Annotated in this window: 13 protein-coding genes, 1 pseudogene and 1 riboswitch; of the genes and pseudogenes, 4 read left to right on the top strand and 10 right to left on the bottom strand. The window is 70.8% G+C overall.

Annotated elements, in window-relative coordinates; all coding sequences use genetic code 11:
* From H9I38_RS09630 to H9I38_RS09620, 3 genes and pseudogenes are all read right to left on the bottom strand, one after another.
* A pseudogene (locus H9I38_RS09630) lies at positions 1 to 1,650 on the bottom strand (hypothetical protein); the annotation flags it as partial.
* A 13-nt stretch (positions 1,651 to 1,663) separates the two neighbouring features.
* Positions 1,664 to 1,869: riboswitch (cyclic di-AMP (ydaO/yuaA leader) on the bottom strand.
* A 210-nt stretch (positions 1,870 to 2,079) separates the two neighbouring features.
* Positions 2,080 to 2,766: a DedA family protein gene (locus H9I38_RS09625; RefSeq protein WP_226338610.1), complete on the bottom strand. Its 687-nt coding sequence runs from the start codon at positions 2,764 to 2,766 to the stop codon at positions 2,080 to 2,082.
* Between the two features lie 98 nt (positions 2,767 to 2,864).
* Complete coding sequence (locus tag H9I38_RS09620) at positions 2,865 to 4,022, bottom strand: ROK family transcriptional regulator (RefSeq protein WP_226338609.1); 1,158 nt, start codon at positions 4,020 to 4,022, stop codon at positions 2,865 to 2,867.
* Between the two features lie 343 nt (positions 4,023 to 4,365).
* On the opposite strand from H9I38_RS09620, the gene clpB reads away from it, so the two are divergent.
* The 3 genes from clpB (at position 4,366) to H9I38_RS09605 (ending at position 9,146) form a co-directional block, all read left to right on the top strand.
* Entirely contained in the window at positions 4,366 to 6,972 is a 2,607-nt protein-coding gene (gene clpB, locus H9I38_RS09615) for an ATP-dependent chaperone ClpB (protein WP_226338608.1), read from the top strand.
* Positions 6,973 to 7,191: 219 nt separating this feature from the next.
* Positions 7,192 to 7,413, top strand: a complete 222-nt coding sequence (locus H9I38_RS09610) for a DUF3073 domain-containing protein (RefSeq protein WP_226338607.1) — start codon at positions 7,192 to 7,194, stop codon at positions 7,411 to 7,413.
* Positions 7,414 to 7,619: 206 nt separating this feature from the next.
* Positions 7,620 to 9,146 carry a sialidase family protein gene (locus H9I38_RS09605; RefSeq protein WP_226338606.1) on the top strand — a complete coding sequence of 509 codons (1,527 nt, stop codon included), beginning with the start codon at positions 7,620 to 7,622 and terminating at the stop codon, positions 9,144 to 9,146.
* A gap of 149 nt (positions 9,147 to 9,295) precedes the next feature.
* Here the strand turns inward: H9I38_RS09605 and purM are convergent, their stop codons facing one another.
* The 7 genes from purM to H9I38_RS09570 form a co-directional block, all read right to left on the bottom strand.
* Complete coding sequence (gene purM / locus H9I38_RS09600; protein ID WP_226338605.1) at positions 9,296 to 10,414, bottom strand: phosphoribosylformylglycinamidine cyclo-ligase; 1,119 nt, start codon at positions 10,412 to 10,414, stop codon at positions 9,296 to 9,298.
* Entirely contained in the window at positions 10,407 to 11,993 is a 1,587-nt protein-coding gene (purF, locus tag H9I38_RS09595; RefSeq protein ID WP_226338604.1) for an amidophosphoribosyltransferase, read from the bottom strand. Before purF ends, purM begins: the two co-directional genes overlap by 8 nt.
* Before the next feature lie 13 nt (positions 11,994 to 12,006).
* A complete protein-coding gene (locus H9I38_RS09590; RefSeq protein WP_226338603.1) occupies positions 12,007 to 12,465 on the bottom strand; it encodes an MFS transporter in 459 nt (152 codons plus the stop codon).
* A 10-nt stretch (positions 12,466 to 12,475) separates the two neighbouring features.
* Positions 12,476 to 12,838 carry a sterol carrier family protein gene (locus H9I38_RS09585; RefSeq protein WP_226338602.1) on the bottom strand — a complete coding sequence of 121 codons (363 nt, stop codon included), beginning with the start codon at positions 12,836 to 12,838 and terminating at the stop codon, positions 12,476 to 12,478.
* On the bottom strand, positions 12,838 to 13,842 hold the full coding sequence (locus H9I38_RS09580; RefSeq protein ID WP_226338601.1) for an asparaginase: 1,005 nt from the start codon (positions 13,840 to 13,842) through the stop codon (positions 12,838 to 12,840). The genes H9I38_RS09585 and H9I38_RS09580 overlap by 1 nt, the downstream gene beginning before the upstream one ends.
* Before the next feature lie 158 nt (positions 13,843 to 14,000).
* Complete coding sequence (locus tag H9I38_RS09575; RefSeq protein WP_226338600.1) at positions 14,001 to 14,570, bottom strand: hypothetical protein; 570 nt, start codon at positions 14,568 to 14,570, stop codon at positions 14,001 to 14,003.
* A gap of 4 nt (positions 14,571 to 14,574) precedes the next feature.
* Positions 14,575 to 15,663 carry an ImmA/IrrE family metallo-endopeptidase gene (locus tag H9I38_RS09570; RefSeq protein ID WP_226338599.1) on the bottom strand — a complete coding sequence of 363 codons (1,089 nt, stop codon included), beginning with the start codon at positions 15,661 to 15,663 and terminating at the stop codon, positions 14,575 to 14,577.
* A gap of 63 nt (positions 15,664 to 15,726) precedes the next feature.
* On the opposite strand from H9I38_RS09570, the gene purD reads away from it, so the two are divergent.
* On the top strand, positions 15,727 to 17,067 hold the full coding sequence (gene purD, locus H9I38_RS09565; RefSeq protein WP_226338598.1) for a phosphoribosylamine--glycine ligase: 1,341 nt from the start codon (positions 15,727 to 15,729) through the stop codon (positions 17,065 to 17,067).
* Positions 17,068 to 17,075: the final 8 nt, after the last annotated feature.

Genomic DNA, 17,075 nt, shown 5'->3' with positions numbered 1-17,075 from the left:
GTTCCACCACTGGGCGGGGGCGCTGGCGTCCACGTACGCCTTGGAGGCGGGAGCGGACGGCGCGGGCTTCGGCGCAGCCGGCTGGGCGGGCTTCGGAGCGGCGGGCTGCTGCACCGCCGGCGTCTGGGCCGGGGCGATCTTGTCAGCGGCCGCCTGCGCCTGCTCCTTGCTTCCCGTGGAGAAGAGGGCGTTGAGGTAGGCGTTGGCCTGCTTGCCGGTGCCGTAGTAGGTGCCCTTGGCGCCGTTGCCGTCCCAGTAGTTCCACCACTGGGCGGGGGCGCTGGCGTCCACGTACGCCTTGGAGGCGGGAGCGTAGGCAGCGGTCCGGGCCGGCTTCGACGCCGCCGGCTGCGTCGCGGCCTTGGAGGGCGCGGGCTGCTGAGCGGCGGGCTTCGAGGCGGCCGGCTTCTCGGAGGCCGGAGGCGTGATCGGGCCGAGCTTGGCCGCAAGCGCCTTGGCGGCCGCGAGGTCCCCGTTGCCGAGGTAGGCGTTGAGGAACACGTTGGCCTGCTTGCCCGTGCCGTAGAACGTGCCCTTGACGTCCTTCGAGTCGCCGCCCGTCCAGTAGTTCCACCACTGGGCGGGAGCGTCCGCGTCCACGTAGGGATGCTGGGCGCTCGTCTTGGCGGCCGCCGGCGACGACGGCGAGGTGGGCACCGCCGTGGACAGGGTGGCGTTCTTCGAGGCTGGAGCGGTCGAGGTCGTGGACTTCGGCGCCTCGGTGTTCGGGACCTGAGCGGAGGGAGCCAGCGAGACCGGCGTCTTCACGGGAGCCTTGGGCGCCTGGGCCTGAGTCTGGCCCTGGGCCGGAGCCGCGGGCGCGGTCTGCTGGGCCTTGGGAGCCGACGGCGCCGCAGGTGCGGAGGGTGCCTGCGGAGCCGGCGTCTTCTGGAGGGGAGCCTGCTGGACAGGAGCCTTCGGGGCAGCCGGGGCCTTGGCCTGCGGAGCCGGAGCCGTGGGCACCGCCGGAACGGACGGGGCCTTCGGGGCGGGCGACTGAGCCGCGGGGGCCTTCGGCGCCGTCGCGGACGTGCTCGGAACCGTGGGGGTGGTCCCGGAGGGCTTGGCGGCGGTGTTGCGCTGCACGGTGAGGTCGGCGGGGCTGCTGTGGGCCTCGCGGAGAGCCGACTGCATCGACTTCCCGGAGAACCACGCGTTGAGGAACGTGTTCAGCTGCTCGCCGGTGCCGGTGAACAGGCCCGTGACCGAGGTCTTGGCGTTCCAGTACTTCCAGACCTGGCGGCCGGCGCTCGGGTCCACGTAGGGGAGCTTGTCCTGCACGCGGGCCGAGTCGGCGGTGGTCTGGCCCGCCGCCATGAAGGCGTTGAGCTCGGCGCCGGTGCCGTAGTAGTAGCCGGTCCGGCTGTGGTCCTCGTTCCACCAGCGCCACCACTGGGCGGGGGCGGAGGCCGGGGCGTACTGCCGCGCGGCGGTGGTCGGGGCCTTCTTGGCGGCTGGCTCGGGTGCGACGCGCGGCGTGAACAGGTGGCTGCCGGCGGAGCGGCTGCTGTCCTGGAGGGCAGTGGCCGAGGGCAGGCTCGTGGAGATCAGGACGGCGGTGACGGCGCCGCCGGCCGCGGCAAGGCGGCCGATCGACTTCTGTGGGGCGGACGAGCGCGCGGGCGCTCTCCGGGTATCGATCAGGGGCATGAGTGGTCCTCCGCGCCTGCGAGGTGAGCTGTCGGATTCGCGCTCACACTTGGGTGTGGGCACGGTCCCTCAGCCGAGGCCCCGCGGACGGACGCGAGCACTCGGCCTTTCTCTGAGGGACTTCACCCCAAGGCACGGATCTTCCCCATCCATGCCGGGAATTCGGTTCCCCCGCTTCCACCTTCGAGGTCGATGCACGGACGCCGGTGGAACTTGGCGATGCGCCCGCAGTTGCCCGTAAATTCAAGACAACGGTTCAAAGTTACGGTTTGATCACGGGCCCGGCAAGGTTCCCATCAACCTCATGTAAAGGTTGAACCCTGAATCACCGGGCGGGGACGCCGCGTCTTTGAGTGAGGTTTCCTTCACGCTTTGCCGCCGTCGTCGCACCCCTGCTGAACGCCGTTCAGGGGGTGGGCGCCCGCGAATTCACGCGGATTCGGGCGAGTCTCCCCGTGCCGGCAGATCCGCGCCGGACTGCTCGGCGCGCTCCCGGGCCTCGAACGCCTTCACATTCGCCTGGATGCGGCGGTTGAGCACCGAGGCCGCGACGAGCGCGACCAGCAGCACAACGCCGAACCCGATCCAGGCGAACTCCTTGAGGTAGAGGTGCGCGGCCTCGCCGATGGTCACGATGAACCACACCGTGCCGAACGCCCATGCCAGGCCGCCGGAGGCGTTGGCGATGAGGAAGCGGCGGTAGTCGATCTTGAGCGTGCCCGCGAGCGGCCCGGCCAGGATGCGCAGCAGCGCCACGAAGCGGCCGAAGAACACAGCCCACGTGCCCCACCTGCTGAAGACGTGCTCCGCGTAGCGGATGTGCCCCACGGAGAAGTGGCGCGGGAAGCGCCGGGTCAGCCAGAGCAGCAGCCGCGAGCCGTACCGCCGGCCGACCGTGTAGCCGATGGAGTCCCCGATGACGGCGCCGAGGGCCGCGCTCGCCGCCACGAGCCACGGGTTGACCGCGGAGTCCTGGTGCAGGGAGAGGAGGGCGGCGGCGATGAGCGCGGTCTCTCCCGGCAGCGGGACGCCGATGCTCTCCACACCGATGACGAGCGCGATGAGCACATAGACCAGCAGCGGCGGGATGGCGGCGAGAAACGCGGTGAAATCCACTCGGCGGGTCCTCCTCGGTCTGCGGCGCGCGGCGGCCGCGCCGCGCATGAGGACACAGTTTATGCGCCGAAACCGGGGAAACCCCTGGACGGGGCGTCTCAGCGCGCGGTGGCGCCCCCGAAGGTGACCGTGCCGTTCCCGCGCTGGGCGTAGGCGCTCCAGAGCGCCTCCAGGCCGAGCTGCTGGGCGAGGATCTCGGCTCCCCGCATCGGCTCCTGCGTGCCGAGGCGCATCGGAGGGGTGAACTCGCCCAGGGAGGTGCGCGCCGCCTCGAGGATGCGCTCGGGAAGACCCTGCGCTCGGGAGAGGGGGCCGCCGAGAATCAGCAGATCGGGGTCCACCACCATGCCGAGGACGGCCGCCGCCTCGCCCAGGGCCTTGACGAGCCCTTCAAGGCGCTTGTCGCCGGGGTCCTCGGCACAGAGCCGCTTGATGAGCGCTTGGTCGAGGAGCGGCAGGTCCGGCGCGGTGAGCCCCAGGTCGAGGAGGATGCTGGAGAGCGTCCCGCCGCGGATGCTCACGTGCGAGAACTCGCCGGTGAGGCCGCGGGCGCCTCGGACCACCGTGCCGTCGACGACGAGCGCCGCGCCCACGCCGCCTCCGACGTGGAGCTGCAGGACCACGGTCTGGCCCACCGCGGCTCCCTCGGTGCACTCTGCGATCGCGGACAGGTTGACGTCATTGTCCACACGGGTCTGCTCGGCTCCCACGGCGGCGAAGGCCGAGGAGAGGTCCAGGCCGTCCGCGGGGAAGGGCCAGCCCGGAATCGGGTAGGGCCGCTGAGTCTTCGGGTACACCGGGGCCGTCAGCGCTGCGACTGCCGCCCGGCAGGGGGTGTTGAGCGAGGCGCTGAGCTCGGTGAGAGCCTGCGTCACCTGCTCCGTGACCCCGGGGCCGGAGGGGGCGGCGCCGAGCGGGAACTCCTTCTCCGCGAGCTGCTCCCTCCCGAGGGAGTGGGCCCGGATGAGGCAGCGGCGCGAGGTGAGGAGCAGGGAGAGCGTGTGCCCGGCCGCCGGGTTGATGTCGTACAGCTCCGGTGCGCGGCCCGGGCCGCCCTGGACCTTGCCGAGGTAGCGGAGGATGCCGGAGGCCAGGAGGCGCTCTGCCGCGTCCGAGGCGGTGGGGCGGGACATGCCGGTGGCGGCGGCGACGGCGGCGCGAGAGGAGGGGCCGTTCTGCCGCAGGTGTTCCACCATGGCCACGTCGCTGGCCGCAGCCGGCGGCGGCGAGAAGGGCTCAGGGGATGAGCTTGTCATCCGCGAGGCTGAGGTTCGGTAAGGCATGGGGGACCTTAGAAGACTGAGGGGGCGGGGACGGTGTTGCAGTTGTCACATGCTGTGGCGTCATCCTATCCGCAATTCCCGACGCCGCCGAACAGCGACGCTCCCCGTCTCGGTCTGGCGGGGGCGGCGGTCCGTCCCAGGGCGTGTGCAGCGGTCTGCCGCGGGACGGGGCAGGGCCCGCGGCTGAGCGGGAAGAGCGCCGGAAAAAAGTTGCAGATTCCCAGTGACTTTCAAACTTGAGCGGAGTAGACTCAACTTTAGAACGTGTCTTCCCGGGGACACCTGAAACCGAACATCCGTCAGAGAGAGGAGCGCCATGGACGCCCAGTTCACCACCACGTCCCAGCAGGCCGTGCAGGCGGCCGTCAACAACGCCAAAACCGCCCAGAACGGCGTCATCGAGCCGGTTCACCTGCTCAAGGCGCTCATGGACATCCGCCAGTCGGTCGCCGTCGCCGTCCTCAAGGCGGTGCCCGCGGACCCGAACGCCGTCTCGGAGGCGGCGAGCGAGGGCATCCGGACGCTGCCGCGCGTGAGCGGCGGGGCGGCGGAGCCCCGTGCCTCCCGCGCGTTCGGCGAGGCCGTGCAGGCGGCTCAGGCCGAGGCGGAGCGCCTCGGCGATACATACATCTCCACCGAGGTCCTGCTCCTCGGCATCGCGTCCGGCGGTCAGAATGACGCAGCCGCCCGGGCGCTCCATGACAACGGCGCCACCCGTGAGGCGCTGTCCCACGCACTCGAGACTGTCCGAGGAGGCAGAACTGTGACCACTGAAAACCCCGAGGCGACGCATGACGCCCTGAAGCAGTACGGAACGGACCTCACCGAGGTGGCCCGCTCCGGCAAGCTGGACCCGGTCATCGGCCGGGACCAGGAGATCCGCCGCGTCGTGCAGGTGCTCTCGCGGCGCACCAAGAACAACCCGGTGCTCATCGGCGAGCCGGGCGTCGGCAAGACGTCCGTCGTCGAGGGCCTCGCGCAGCGCATCGTGGCCGGGGACGTGCCCGAGTCCCTCAAGGGCAAGACGCTCATCAGCCTGGACCTCGGCGCCATGGTGGCCGGCGCCAAGTACCGCGGCGAGTTCGAGGAGCGGCTCAAGGCCGTCCTCGAGGAGATCAAGCAGGCGGAGGGGCAGATCGTCACGTTCATCGACGAGCTGCACACCATCGTCGGCGCGGGTGCCGGCGGGGACTCCGCCATGGACGCGGGCAACATGCTCAAGCCCATGCTGGCCCGCGGCGAGCTGCGTCTCATCGGCGCCACCACGCTGGACGAGTACCGCGAGAACATCGAGAAGGACCCGGCCCTCGAGCGCCGCTTCCAGCAGGTCTACGTGGGCGAGCCGAGCGTGGAGGACACCATCGGCATCCTCCGCGGACTCAAGGAGCGCTACGAGGCGCACCACAAGGTGCAGATCGCGGACGGCGCCATCGTGGCCGCCGCCGCGCTCTCGGACCGCTACATCTCCGGCCGCCGGCTGCCGGACAAGGCGATCGACCTCATCGACGAGGCCGCGAGCCGCCTCCGCATGGAGATCGACTCGGCGCCGGAGGAGATCGAGATGCTCCGCCGCTCCGTGGACCGCCTCCTCATGGAGGAGCTGGCCCTCAAGGGCGAGCACGACGCCGCCTCCCGGGAGCGCCTCGAGGCCCTCCAGAAGGACCTCGCGGACAAGCGAGAGGAGCTGGACGCGCTCAACGCCCGCTGGGAGAAGGAGCGCGAGGGCCTCAACGCCGTCGGCGATCTCAAGGTGAAGCTGGACGAGCTGCGCGTCCAGGCGGAGCGCGCCCAGCGCGAGGGAGACCTCGCGGCCGCCTCCAAGCTGCTCTACGGGGACATCCCCGCCGCCGAGGCCACGCTGCGCAAGGCCGAGGCGGAGGAGGGCTCCCCGGCGGACGAGGACCTCATGGTCCCCGAGGAGGTCAGCGCGGACGACATCGCCGAGGTCATCTCCTCCTGGACCGGCATCCCCGCGGGGCGCATGCTCCAGGGCGAGTCGGAGAAGCTCCTCGACATGGAGAGCGTGCTCGGCGAGCGGCTCATCGGCCAGAAGCAGGCCGTGGCGGCCGTCTCGGACGCCGTGCGGCGCTCGCGGGCGGGCATCTCGGACCCGGACCGCCCCACGGGATCGTTCCTCTTCCTCGGCCCCACGGGCGTGGGCAAGACGGAGCTCGCCAAGTCCCTCGCGGACTTCCTGTTCGACGACGACCGCGCGATGGTTCGCATCGACATGTCCGAGTACTCGGAGAAGCACTCCGTCTCCCGGCTTGTCGGCGCGCCTCCCGGATACGTGGGCTACGAAACGGGCGGCCAGCTGACCGAGGCCGTCCGGCGTCGGCCCTACTCCGTGGTGCTGCTGGACGAGGTGGAGAAAGCGCATCCCGAGGTCTTCGACATCCTCCTCCAGGTGCTCGACGACGGCCGCCTCACCGACGGCCAGGGCCGCACCGTGGACTTCCGGAACGTGATCCTGGTGCTCACGTCCAACCTGGGCTCGCAGTTCCTTGTGGACCCCTCGCTGGACGAGAAGCAGAAGCACGAGGCCGTCATGAATGTGGTCAACGCCTCGTTCAAGCCGGAGTTCCTCAACCGGCTCGACGACGTCATCGAGTTCGACCCGCTCAGCATCGAGGACCTCGGCAAGATCGTCGAGATCCACGTCCGCGCGCTGCAGAAGCGCCTCTCGGACCGCCGTCTCACGCTGGACGTCACCCCGGCGGCGCGCGAGTGGCTGGCGCTCAACGGGTACGACCCGGCGTACGGCGCCCGCCCCCTGCGCCGGCTCGTGCAGCGGGAGATCGGCGACCGCCTCGCCAAGGAGCTCCTGGCAGGGGAGGTGCTCGACGGCGACACCGTGGTGGTGGACACCGACGGCTCGGACTCCTCGCGCGGGCTCACCGTGGAGCGGCGGCCCGCGGAGTAGGCCGGGGAGTCCTTGCCGGGGCGCCCTCTGGGGGTGGCGGGTTAAGCGCTAAACCTGGGAGGTTCCCGGAGGGGGCCTGGACGGCGAGGTCCGCCAGCCGAAGTGCCTCAGGGCGCTCGAAGTTGTATTCTTGGTGGACGAAAAGTTTTGTTCAGGCACCTCCGGGACCTCACGTGCGCGTGACGAGCCCGGCTTAACGTATGCGAAGGGGGTCACGCCATGGGGCGCGGCCGTCAGAAGGCTAAGGCAACTCGCCAGGCTCGCGAGATCAAGTACTACAGCCCGGCAACGGATCTCTCGGCGCTGCAGAACGAGCTCGGCGGGTCTCAGACCACGTCGTCGCGTTCCGGCTTCGAGTCAGACGAGCCGGACTACTCGGAGTACGCGGACAAATACGCTGATGACTATGAGGATGACGTCGAGGGCGGACCTCGGCGCTGATCCTGGTGTGACTTGAGTCCGCGCGAGACGCGGACGGCGGCGGGGCCGCTCCTGGAGACGGGGGCGGCCCCGCCGTTCTGTGTGTGGGGTGAGTCTCGGTCCGCGCCGGCCGCATGCCCCCCCGCCGTTCGGCGGGGGGGGGGGGCTGTCCACAAAGGATCCCTCAATGAAAACACGAGCGTGTGTTTGACACGTACCATCGTCGCATGCTGTCTCGACTGCGCGCCGGCGCGCTCACCCTCCTCCTCGCCCTCGGCCTCTGCATCGAGGCGCCTGTGCCCGCTCGCGCGGAAGGGGGCGGGGCCGCGGGCGGTTCAGGCAGCAGGGCCGGCAGCGGCGCTGTGTCCGAGACCGGGGAGATCCGCGTGGGGCGGCTGCGCATCCTGGAGATCGAGCAGGTGCCGCACACCGGGGACCCCGGGGAGATCAGCCGCAGCGCCCTCCGGCAGTTCCCCTTCGCGGTGAGCCTGCCGCGGCCGGGATCGGCCCCGGGGGACCCTCGGGTGGTGCTCCTGTCCTACAACGGGAACTTCGATGCAGGGGAGTACGAGGAGCAGATCCGGCTCAAGCGCTCGGAGGACGGCGGCCGCACCTGGGAGAACATGCCGCAGGCGGTGCCCATGACCAACGTGGCTGTCCTCGGCGGCGGGGCCCTGTACTCGGTGAACTTCCGGACGGCCCCGCGCGGCAGCGCTGTCCAGGCTCCCGTGCCCCCGCGGGACGAGACCGCCTCGGACGCCCGGACTGACCCGGACGCCCGGCAGGGGGAGGAAGACCGGGAGAAGGCGGACCGGGAGAAGCCGGGCGGGGATCAGAAGGACGGGAAGAAGCCGGGCGGGACGTCCAAGGACAAGCCCGCCGAAGACTCGAAGGCCGCGCCCAAGTCCAATAAGGACTCGCAGCCCGGGCCCAAGCCCAACAAGGACTCGCAGTCCGCGCCCAAGCCCAAGAACGGCCCGAAGAAGGCCCACAAGGAGTTCACCACGCTGTACTGGCGTTCTGAGGATGCCGGACGGCGCTGGACGGAGCACCAGGGCAGGGCTTTCGTGACGGAGCCGTTCGAAAGCCTCTACTTCCATCGCGGAGTTCTCGTGGCGCCGGACGGGGAATGGCTCGTCCCCGCCTACGGCCACAAGAAGGGCCAGCGCCATTACACGTCTCTGCTCATGTCCAGCAAGGACAAGGGCGAAACCTGGAAAAGCGTCTCCCAATTCGGCGAGGGAGTCCACGGCGGCGAGGGCGTGACCGAGCCCTCGGTGGAGTTCAACTCCCGAGGCGAGCTCGTAGCCGTCTACCGGGTGCAGGCAACCGTCAATCCGCGTATCTGCCGCGGCAGGCATCGCGGCACGGCCTCCGTCATGACTGTGGTCTCCAAGGACCGCGGCCGCACGTGGGGTCCCGCACGGAGAGTGCGGGTGGACGGGCACCGGGTGGGCTCGGCTGACCCGCATCTGGTCCGGCTGCCGACGGGCCAGCTGCTCCTCAGCGTCGGCCGTCCGCTCAATCAGCTCCTCGTGTCAGAGGACGGAACCGGCGATTCGTGGACCCTCCACGCCGACACCGGGCCTTCCGTCACCTCCGGCTACACCTCGGTGGTGCCGTCCGGGCGCGGGTCCGAGCTGCTTCAGATCGGCGACCTCGGCTCCAACTGGTGCTTTTCGGGGCCTGCCGGCTCCAGGGCCACCCGATCGGCCGGCCTGTTCGTCCAGCCGTTCACGGTCTCGTCCCGGTAGGCCCAGTTCCGCTCGGTAGCCCGGTTGCGTCCGGGTCCCCCCCACCGCCTCATCTGTTGCGACTTGGAGGAATGAGCGCCCTTATTCCTCCAAGTCGCAACAGATGAGGTGGAGGTGTGTGTGGTGGGGGGGGGTAGGTCCGAATCCCCCTACGCGTACCGGCCCTGCATGAGCACGGCGCCGCCGTCCACGCCCTTGGCGCCCTGGACGTAGTCGTCGCCGGCGGACTCGGCCCCGGTGAGGCTCGAGGACACGGCCACCTCGCCCATGCGCCAGGCGGGCACGCCCCGCTCGGCCAGGAGGGCCAAGGCGCGCTGCTCGGCCTCGGCCGGCACCACGGCCACCATGCCCACGCCGAGGTTGAGGGTCCGCTCGAGGTCGGCCAGCGGCACGCGGCCCGCCGACTGGACCCAGCCGAACACCGGCGGGATGCTCCAGGTGGAGCGGTCCACCACGGCGGTGAGGCCCTTGGGAAGCACGCGTGCCAGGTTCGCCGCGAGGCCTCCGCCCGTCACGTGGGACAGGGAGTGAACGGCGTCCGCCTCGGCCAGCGCCAGGCAGTCTGCGGTGTAGATGCGGGTCGGCACGAGCAGCTCCTCGCCGAGGGTGCGCGAGAACTCGTCGATGTGGTCGCCGAGCTTGGCCCCCGCGTGCTCCACCACCCGGCGGACCAGCGAGTACCCGTTGGAGTGCAGTCCGGAGGACGCCATGCCGATGACCACGTCGCCGGCGGCAACCCGCTCAGGCCCAAGCACCTTCGAGGCCTCGACCACGCCGGTCGCGGCGCCCGCGACGTCGTACTCGTCCTCCGCGAGGAGGCCCGGATGCTCGGCCGTCTCGCCGCCGACGAGGGGCGTCTCGGCGAGGCGGCAGCCCTCGGCGATACCGCGGACGATGTCCGCGATGCGCTCCGGCACCACCTTGCCGCACGCGATGTAGTCGGTCATGAGGAGCGGCTTGGCGCCGACCACGGCGATGTCGTCCACGACCATGCCGACGAGGTCCTGGCCGATGGTGTCGTGCTGGTCGAGCGCCTGCGCGATGGCCACCTTGGTCCCCACGCCGTCCGTGCTCGTGGCGAGCAGGGGCTTGGTGAAGGAAAGGAGCGCGGAGGCGTCGATCATCCCGGCGAATCCGCCCACGCCGCCGAACACGGACTCGTTGTGCGTGGCCTTGACGGCGGACTTCATGAGCTCGACGGCGCGGTCTCCCGCCTCGACGTCGACGCCGGCGCCGGCGTAGGTGATCGCGTCATTCTGCTCAGTCATGGGTGCCTTTCAGAGGTGCGGATTCGACGGGGGAGAGGACGTTGGCGAACTCGGCGTCGGGTCCCGGGTCGCACCCGTCGGAGCCCTCGTGCTCGCCGTCGTTCGGCTCGCCGTCCGGCGTGCGCTCGAGGATGTTCTTGCCGCGGCGGGAGTCCTCGGGGAGCTGGATGGGGTACTCGCCGGTGAAGCAGGCCGTGCAGAGGCGCTCGCGCTTCTGCCGGGTGGCGGCGATCATGCCGTCCTCGCTGATGTACGCGAGCGAGTCCGCCCCGATCGAGGCGCGGATCTCCTCGAAGGAGGCGCCGGAGGCGATGAGCTCCGCGCGGGAGGCGAAGTCGATGCCGTAGAAGCACGGCCACTGCACCGGCGGGGAGGAGATCTTGACGTGGACCTCGGCCGCGCCGGCCTCGCGCAGCATCCGCACGATGGCGCGCTGCGTGTTGCCGCGGACGATCGAATCGTCCACCACCACCACGCGCTTGCCCCGGATGACGGAGGGCAGGGCGTTGAGCTTCAGCCGGATGCCGAGCTGCCGCAGCGTCTGGGACGGCTGGATGAACGTGCGGCCCACGTAGGCGTTCTTGACGAACCCGTGCGCGAACGGGATGCCGGACTCCTCCGCGTACCCCACGGCCGCGGGGGTGCCGGACTCGGGGACGGGGATGACGACGTCGGCCTCATGGGCGTTCTCCCGCGCGAGCTGGCGGCCCATCTCCACGCGGGACTCGTACACGGACCGGCCGTTGATCTCCGCGTCGGGACGCGCGAGGTAGACGTACTCGAACACGCAGCCGGCCGGGGTGGGCTGGGCGAAGCGCTGGGAGCGGACGCCGTTCTCGTCGATGGCGATGAGCTCGCCCGGCTCCACCTCGCGGATGAAGCTCGCGCCGACGGTGGCCAGGGCCGCCTGCTCGGAGGCCACGACCCACCCGCGCTCGAGCCGGCCGAGGACGAGCGGGCGGACGCCGTGGGCGTCACGGGCGGCGTAGAGCGTGTGCTCGTCCGTGAAGACGAAGCAGAAGGCGCCCTGGATCTTGGGCAGCAGCTCCATGGCGGCGTCCTCGAGAGACTCGGTCTCGAGCCCGCCGAGCAGCGTGGTCACAAGCGCGGTGTCCGTGGTGTTGCCCTGGGCGATCTCGCCACGCTGGGGCACGCCCGTCGTCGTGCGGATCATGTCCATGAGGTCCGCCGAATTGGTGAGGTTGCCGTTGTGGGCGAGCGCCACGGTCCCGTGGTGCGTGGCGCCGAGGGTCGGCTGGGCGTTGGACCAGTGGGAGGAGCCGGTGGTGGAGTAGCGGCAGTGGCCGATGGAGATGTGGCCGGTCATGGAGTTGAGCGTGGACTCGTCGAAGACCTGGGAGACGAGGCCCATGTCCTTGTAGACGGCGATCCGCTTGCCGTCCGAGACGGCGATGCCCGCGGACTCCTGGCCGCGGTGCTGCAGGGCGTAGAGCCCGTAGTACGTCAGCTTGGCGACTTCTTCGCCGGGGGCCCAGACGCCGAAGACGCCGCATTCGTCCTGCGGGCCCTTCTCATCCGGGAGGAGGTCATGGTTGAGCTGTCCGTCGCCGCGTGCCATGTGGCCTATTCTCTCACGGAGCTGAGGGGGCCGAATCGTCCGCGCGAGGCCCGTCAGTGCGCGGCTCGGCTGCGCGGCCCGCGGGCTCGCGAGACTCCTCCGCCTCCTCCACGGGGCGCAGGCGCACGGACTCCGAGCGCTTGAGGCTGATCCGGTCCAGGATGAGCGCGGCGAGCGCGCCGACGCCTGCGCCGATCATGCCGAACAGCATGGCGAAGTACCCGAAGGCCGCGCCGCGCGAGTAGTCCTCGCTGCCCGGGCCGAGCATCGCGCTGAAGAGCGCCACGAGGATGCCCAGCACCGCGCCCAGCCCCACGAACGGCATGATCCGGGGCGCCGTCCTCACGCGGGCCTGCTGCGGCTCGGCGTCCCGGGGTGCGGGTTCCTGCACGCGGCGCTCGTCCCCCGGCTCGGGGCGCTCGGCGTCCCGGGGCTCGGGCTGGACAGGGGTCTGCGGGGAATCGCTCGGCATGCCGTCCAGTCTAGAAGAGGGGGAAGTGCCGGGACACATCGGCGCGGGTGCCGGAGACGGAGAGCCGCCCCGAGGCGGTGGCCTCCTCCCATGTGAGCCGCCCGGAGGCGAGGCCCATGAACGTGGCGGCGTCCGTCTCCACGACGTTCGGGGGCGTCCCGCGCGTGTGCCGCGGCCCCTCAATGCACTGGGCCACGCCGAACGGCGGCACCCGCACCTCCACGGAGTTCCCGGGGTGGGCGATCGCCAGCTCCTCGAGCAGGTACCGCACCGCCGTGGCGAGCGTGGGCCGGGGCGCGCCCTCGGGATCCCGGGACCAGGCCTCGAGCGCGGCGCGGCCCGCGGCGGGCTCGATCCTGCGCTTGGCCGGCATCAGCGGAAGAGGTCCGCGACGGGCTCGCCGAGGCGCAGGGACCCCACCGGCCGCTCCCCGCCCATGACCGGCTTCATCACCTTGGAGAGGACCCCGCCGGCCTGCTCCTGCGAGATCGCGCCGACGGCGGCGAGGAGGGAGACGCCCACCATCGTCGTCGCGCGCTGCGAGCCGTCGAGGACCTTGAGGGCGACGGCGGTGCCGTCCTCCGCGCCGAGCACGAGCAGGCCCTCGGCCCCGAGCTTGGCGATGACGCCGAGGTCCTCCATGACCACCGTGTTCGGGAGGCCGTGGCCCTGGACGGCCCAGGGGTAGTCGAGCATCGTGGTGGCCACGGTCATGGCGCGGGCGTTGCGGGAGAGGTCCAGCCGGGACTGCGCCAGGGTGCTGAACGCGGCCGCGAGGCCCCGGAGGGACACGGCCGGCACAGGGGCGCCGCAGCCGTCCACGGACCAGGCGCTCGGCTTCTCCTGCGTGTACTCCTCGATCACCTTGGCCACGCGCTGCTGCACGGGGTGCTCGGGGTCGAGGTAGGTCTCCGTGTCCCAGTCGTTCTCGGTGCAGGCCCAGAGGAACGCGGCGTGCTTGCCGGAGCAGTTGAAGGCGAGGCGGGTCTGGCCGAGTCCGGAGCGGAGGGCCTCCTCCTTGGCGGCCTCGTCCTCCGGCCAGGCGGCGGGGCAGCGGAGGTCCTCCGGCGTGAGCCCCGCCTTGGCGAGCATGCCCCGGACCACGTCCTGGTGTTCGAGCGAGCCGCTGTGGCTCGCCGCCGCCAGCGCCACCTGCGGGCCGCGGAGGGGCACGCGCAGCTCCATCGCGGCGATCGCCTGGAACGGCTTGACCGTGGAGCGGGCGAACACGGGCGCGGTGGTGTTGCCGAGCTGCACCAGCGTCTCGTCGTCCGGCCCGATCACGACGGCGGAGCCGATGTGCCGCGATTCGACGAACTCGCCGCGGACGTACTGGGCCAGCTCGACGGCCTCGTCTGCTCGGAAGGTTTCAGCCATGCTGACCATTATGGCCGCTTCGGAGGCCTTTGCACTCCTTGCGCACCCTGTTCTCCCGCTTGCGCACCCGGTTCTCCCCCTTAAGCACCCTCTGGTGTCAGCTTTCGGGCGGAATCCTGACACCAGAGGGTGCACAAGCGAGCGGGCACGAGTCCGGGTCAGCGGTGGAGCCAGCGGGAGAACTCCTCCGGGTCATGGACAAAGCTTCGGGCAGGAACCCTCCCGTAGTAGCGGAGGTCGCTGCGAAACTGGTGCAGCTGGGCTTCGCTGACCAGGCCTTTCCTCAGGGCAAACCGCAGGATGTCCCAGGTGTCAATGCACCGTGGATTTCCTTGAGCATGCTTCGCCGCGCCGGCATCGTCGGTGACAAGGAGGGCCTCCAGGAAACGCTTGCGGATGATCGTGATGACCTCGGCTTCGCCCAGATGCTGGTCTTCCGCATCACCGGGGGAGGCCATGGACCGCCGCAGGTCTCGAATCGCGCGGTGCTCGGATTCCTCCGGCGTCAGCGGCTCCCCGAGGACACTGTCCACGGCTTCAGTGAGTCCGTCCAGCTGGACCCTGCTTAAGGGGTTTTCGCGTTCTCGCTTCTCGCGGTGGAGACATTCTCGCCGAACCGTCTGCGTCCACCGTCCGTTTCCCGGGGCGATCTGCTCCAGCAGGTCCAGCTGCCGGACGAGGAACAGATTGATGAGAGCGGTGGTGTCGGTGAAGACCAGGAGCGCCATGGTGTCAGCCGAGAAGGTCCTCGAGCTCCTGGACGGACAGCCGGGCTTCACGGTCCGGCTCATCGAGCTCCAGGTCCTCGGGCGGTGTGCCGAGCATCCACGCGAGTGATCCCTTGGCCAGGGATCCGGCCGCCACGCGCTCTGTGTGCGTGTTCACCAGCCAGGCTGGGAAGCGCCGGAGGTTCGCGGCTTCCATGCGTGCTGTGATCGGGTCGAGTTCGCCTGGGCCGTGGGCAAAGCCTCCGTGTGCGCGCAGGATGGCTTGGGTCTTGGCGCCGTCCAGCAGGTTGCGGGTCTCGGCCGGCAGGCCGATCCGGAGTGCGTTCAGCCGCGTCGACAAGGCCGCCGCCGAGACTCCGCTCGTCCAGAGGAAAGAAGCGAGGTCCCCCGGTCCGGGGTTGTCCTCGGCAAACGCTCGCACAGCGTCCTCTGGGAGGAGGAGGTCAGCGGCGAACGCGTTCGCCCGGCTTTCCAGCGCCGCGACCGGCTGTTCGCCCAGACCGGTGCCCGGGTGTCCGAGTGCGAGGTGGCCGAGCTCGTGAGCGAGATCCCAATTCTGGCGGAACCAGTTCGTCGAGGAAGGCACCACAATCAGATTGCGGCCGAGCAGGGATCCAGACCATGCGGTGCCGATCTCCTCGAGCCGAAGGACATCGACTCCCATGCTCTCCGCCTGGACGCCCAGCTCGCGGGGAAAGCCCGGGCCGAGAGCGGTCCGCATCTCTTCCCCCGAGCCGGGCAGGCGTGGCGAGGGCGGGACCGGATCAGCCTGTTTGTAGACCAGGCGAATCGACTCCAGGACGGTTCTGTCCTGCTCGAGCGAGGCCACTGCCCGCTTGCCCGTCGCGTGGTCATAGCTGTGACGCGCCGAGACGAGCAGGCGCGAGGGATCAGGCTCGCCAGTGATGAGCTGGTGCAGGTCCGCATCCAGCTCGCGTGCCAGGTCCGCCAGCTCGAGCGCACCGAATCCGCGGCTGCCGTTCAAGGCGCGCGAGAAGGCGTCAGGCTTCATCTCGATGGAGGCGGCGATGTCAGCTTGCGTGCGCGGGGAGGCCTCGACCAGGGCTTTGGCGCGCGTGGCGATCGTGCTCATGGAGGAATGCTACCCGCGAATTGGGAAAATCCCAACTTTTCAGCCCCCGGTAGGGTGGGGGACGTGAAGACCCTGGTGATCGGCCCCGGCGGCCGCGAACATGCCCTTGTCCGCGCACTCGCACAGGACTCCTCGGTCTCCGAGGTCCATGCTGCTCCCGGAAACGCAGGCATCGCGCAGGACGCGCCCTGCCACCCGGTGGACGCGCAGGACCCCCAGGCCGTGACCGCGCTGGCGCGCGAGCTGGGCGCCGAGCTCGTCGTCGTCGGCCCCGAGGCCCCGCTCGCGGCGGGCGTGGCGGACGCGCTCCGAGAGGCCGGCTTCCTCGTCTACGGCCCCAGCAAGGCGGCGGCCGAGCTCGAGGCGTCCAAGGCGTTCGCCAAGGAGGTCATGGCGGCGGGCGAGGTGCCCACCGCGATGGCCCGCGTGGCCTCCACCGAGGAGGAGGCCCGGGATGCGCTGGAGGCGTTCGGCGCTCCGCACGTGGTCAAGGACGACGGCCTCGCGGCCGGCAAGGGCGTGGTGGTCACGGATGACCTGGAGGAGGCGCTCGCGCACGCGCGCTCCTGCTTCGAGGCGGGCGGAAAGGTGGTCATCGAGGAGTTCCTCGACGGCCCGGAGGTCTCCCTTTTCGCGGTGTGCGACGGCGAGCGGGCCGTCCCCCTCGAGCCCGCCCAGGACTTCAAGCGCATCTTCGACGGCGACAGCGGCCCCAACACCGGCGGCATGGGCGCGTACTCGCCGCTGCCGTGGGCGCCGGAGGGGCTCGTGGAGGAGATCATGGAGCGCGTGGTCGAGCCGACGCTGCGCGTCATGGCCGAGCGCGGCACCCCCTTCGTGGGCACGCTGTTCTGCGGGCTGGCGCTGACCTCGCGCGGCCTGCGGGTCATCGAGTTCAACGTCCGGTTCGGCGACCCGGAGACCCAGGCGGTCCTCTCCCGGCTGCGCTCGCCGCTCGGCGTGCTCCTGCGGCGGGCCGCGGAGGGGCGCCTGTCCGAGCAGTCGCCGCTGGAGTGGGCCCCGAGCTATGCCGTGGACGTGGTCATGGCCGCCGGGAACTACCCGGACTCGCCACGCAAGGGCGATCCGATCGAGGGCATCGAGGCCGCCGAGGCCCGCGGCGCCTCCGTGCTCCACGCGGGCACGGCGGAGAAGGACGGCCGCACGGTGACCTCCGGCGGCCGCGTCCTGGCCGTGGTGGCGCAGGGCAAGACCCTCGCGGAGGCCCGAGACAACGCCTACGCCGGCGTGGACGAGATCCGCTGGGAGGGCGAGCAGCACCGCACGGACATCGCCCGCAAGGCGATCGACGGCGAGATCTCCGTGGCCGGCCCCATCGGCTTCCGCGGGGACCACCCCGGAGACCGCGAGGGCGCCAGCCCCTCCGGCGAGGCCGGGCTCTAGACCGCCGG

The organism is Arthrobacter sp. UM1 (assembly GCF_020483305.1).
In the GTDB taxonomy this organism is placed as follows: domain Bacteria; phylum Actinomycetota; class Actinomycetes; order Actinomycetales; family Micrococcaceae; genus Falsarthrobacter.
Note: the sequence above shows the minus strand (reverse complement) of the source record. Positions and strands in the feature narration are given on the sequence as shown.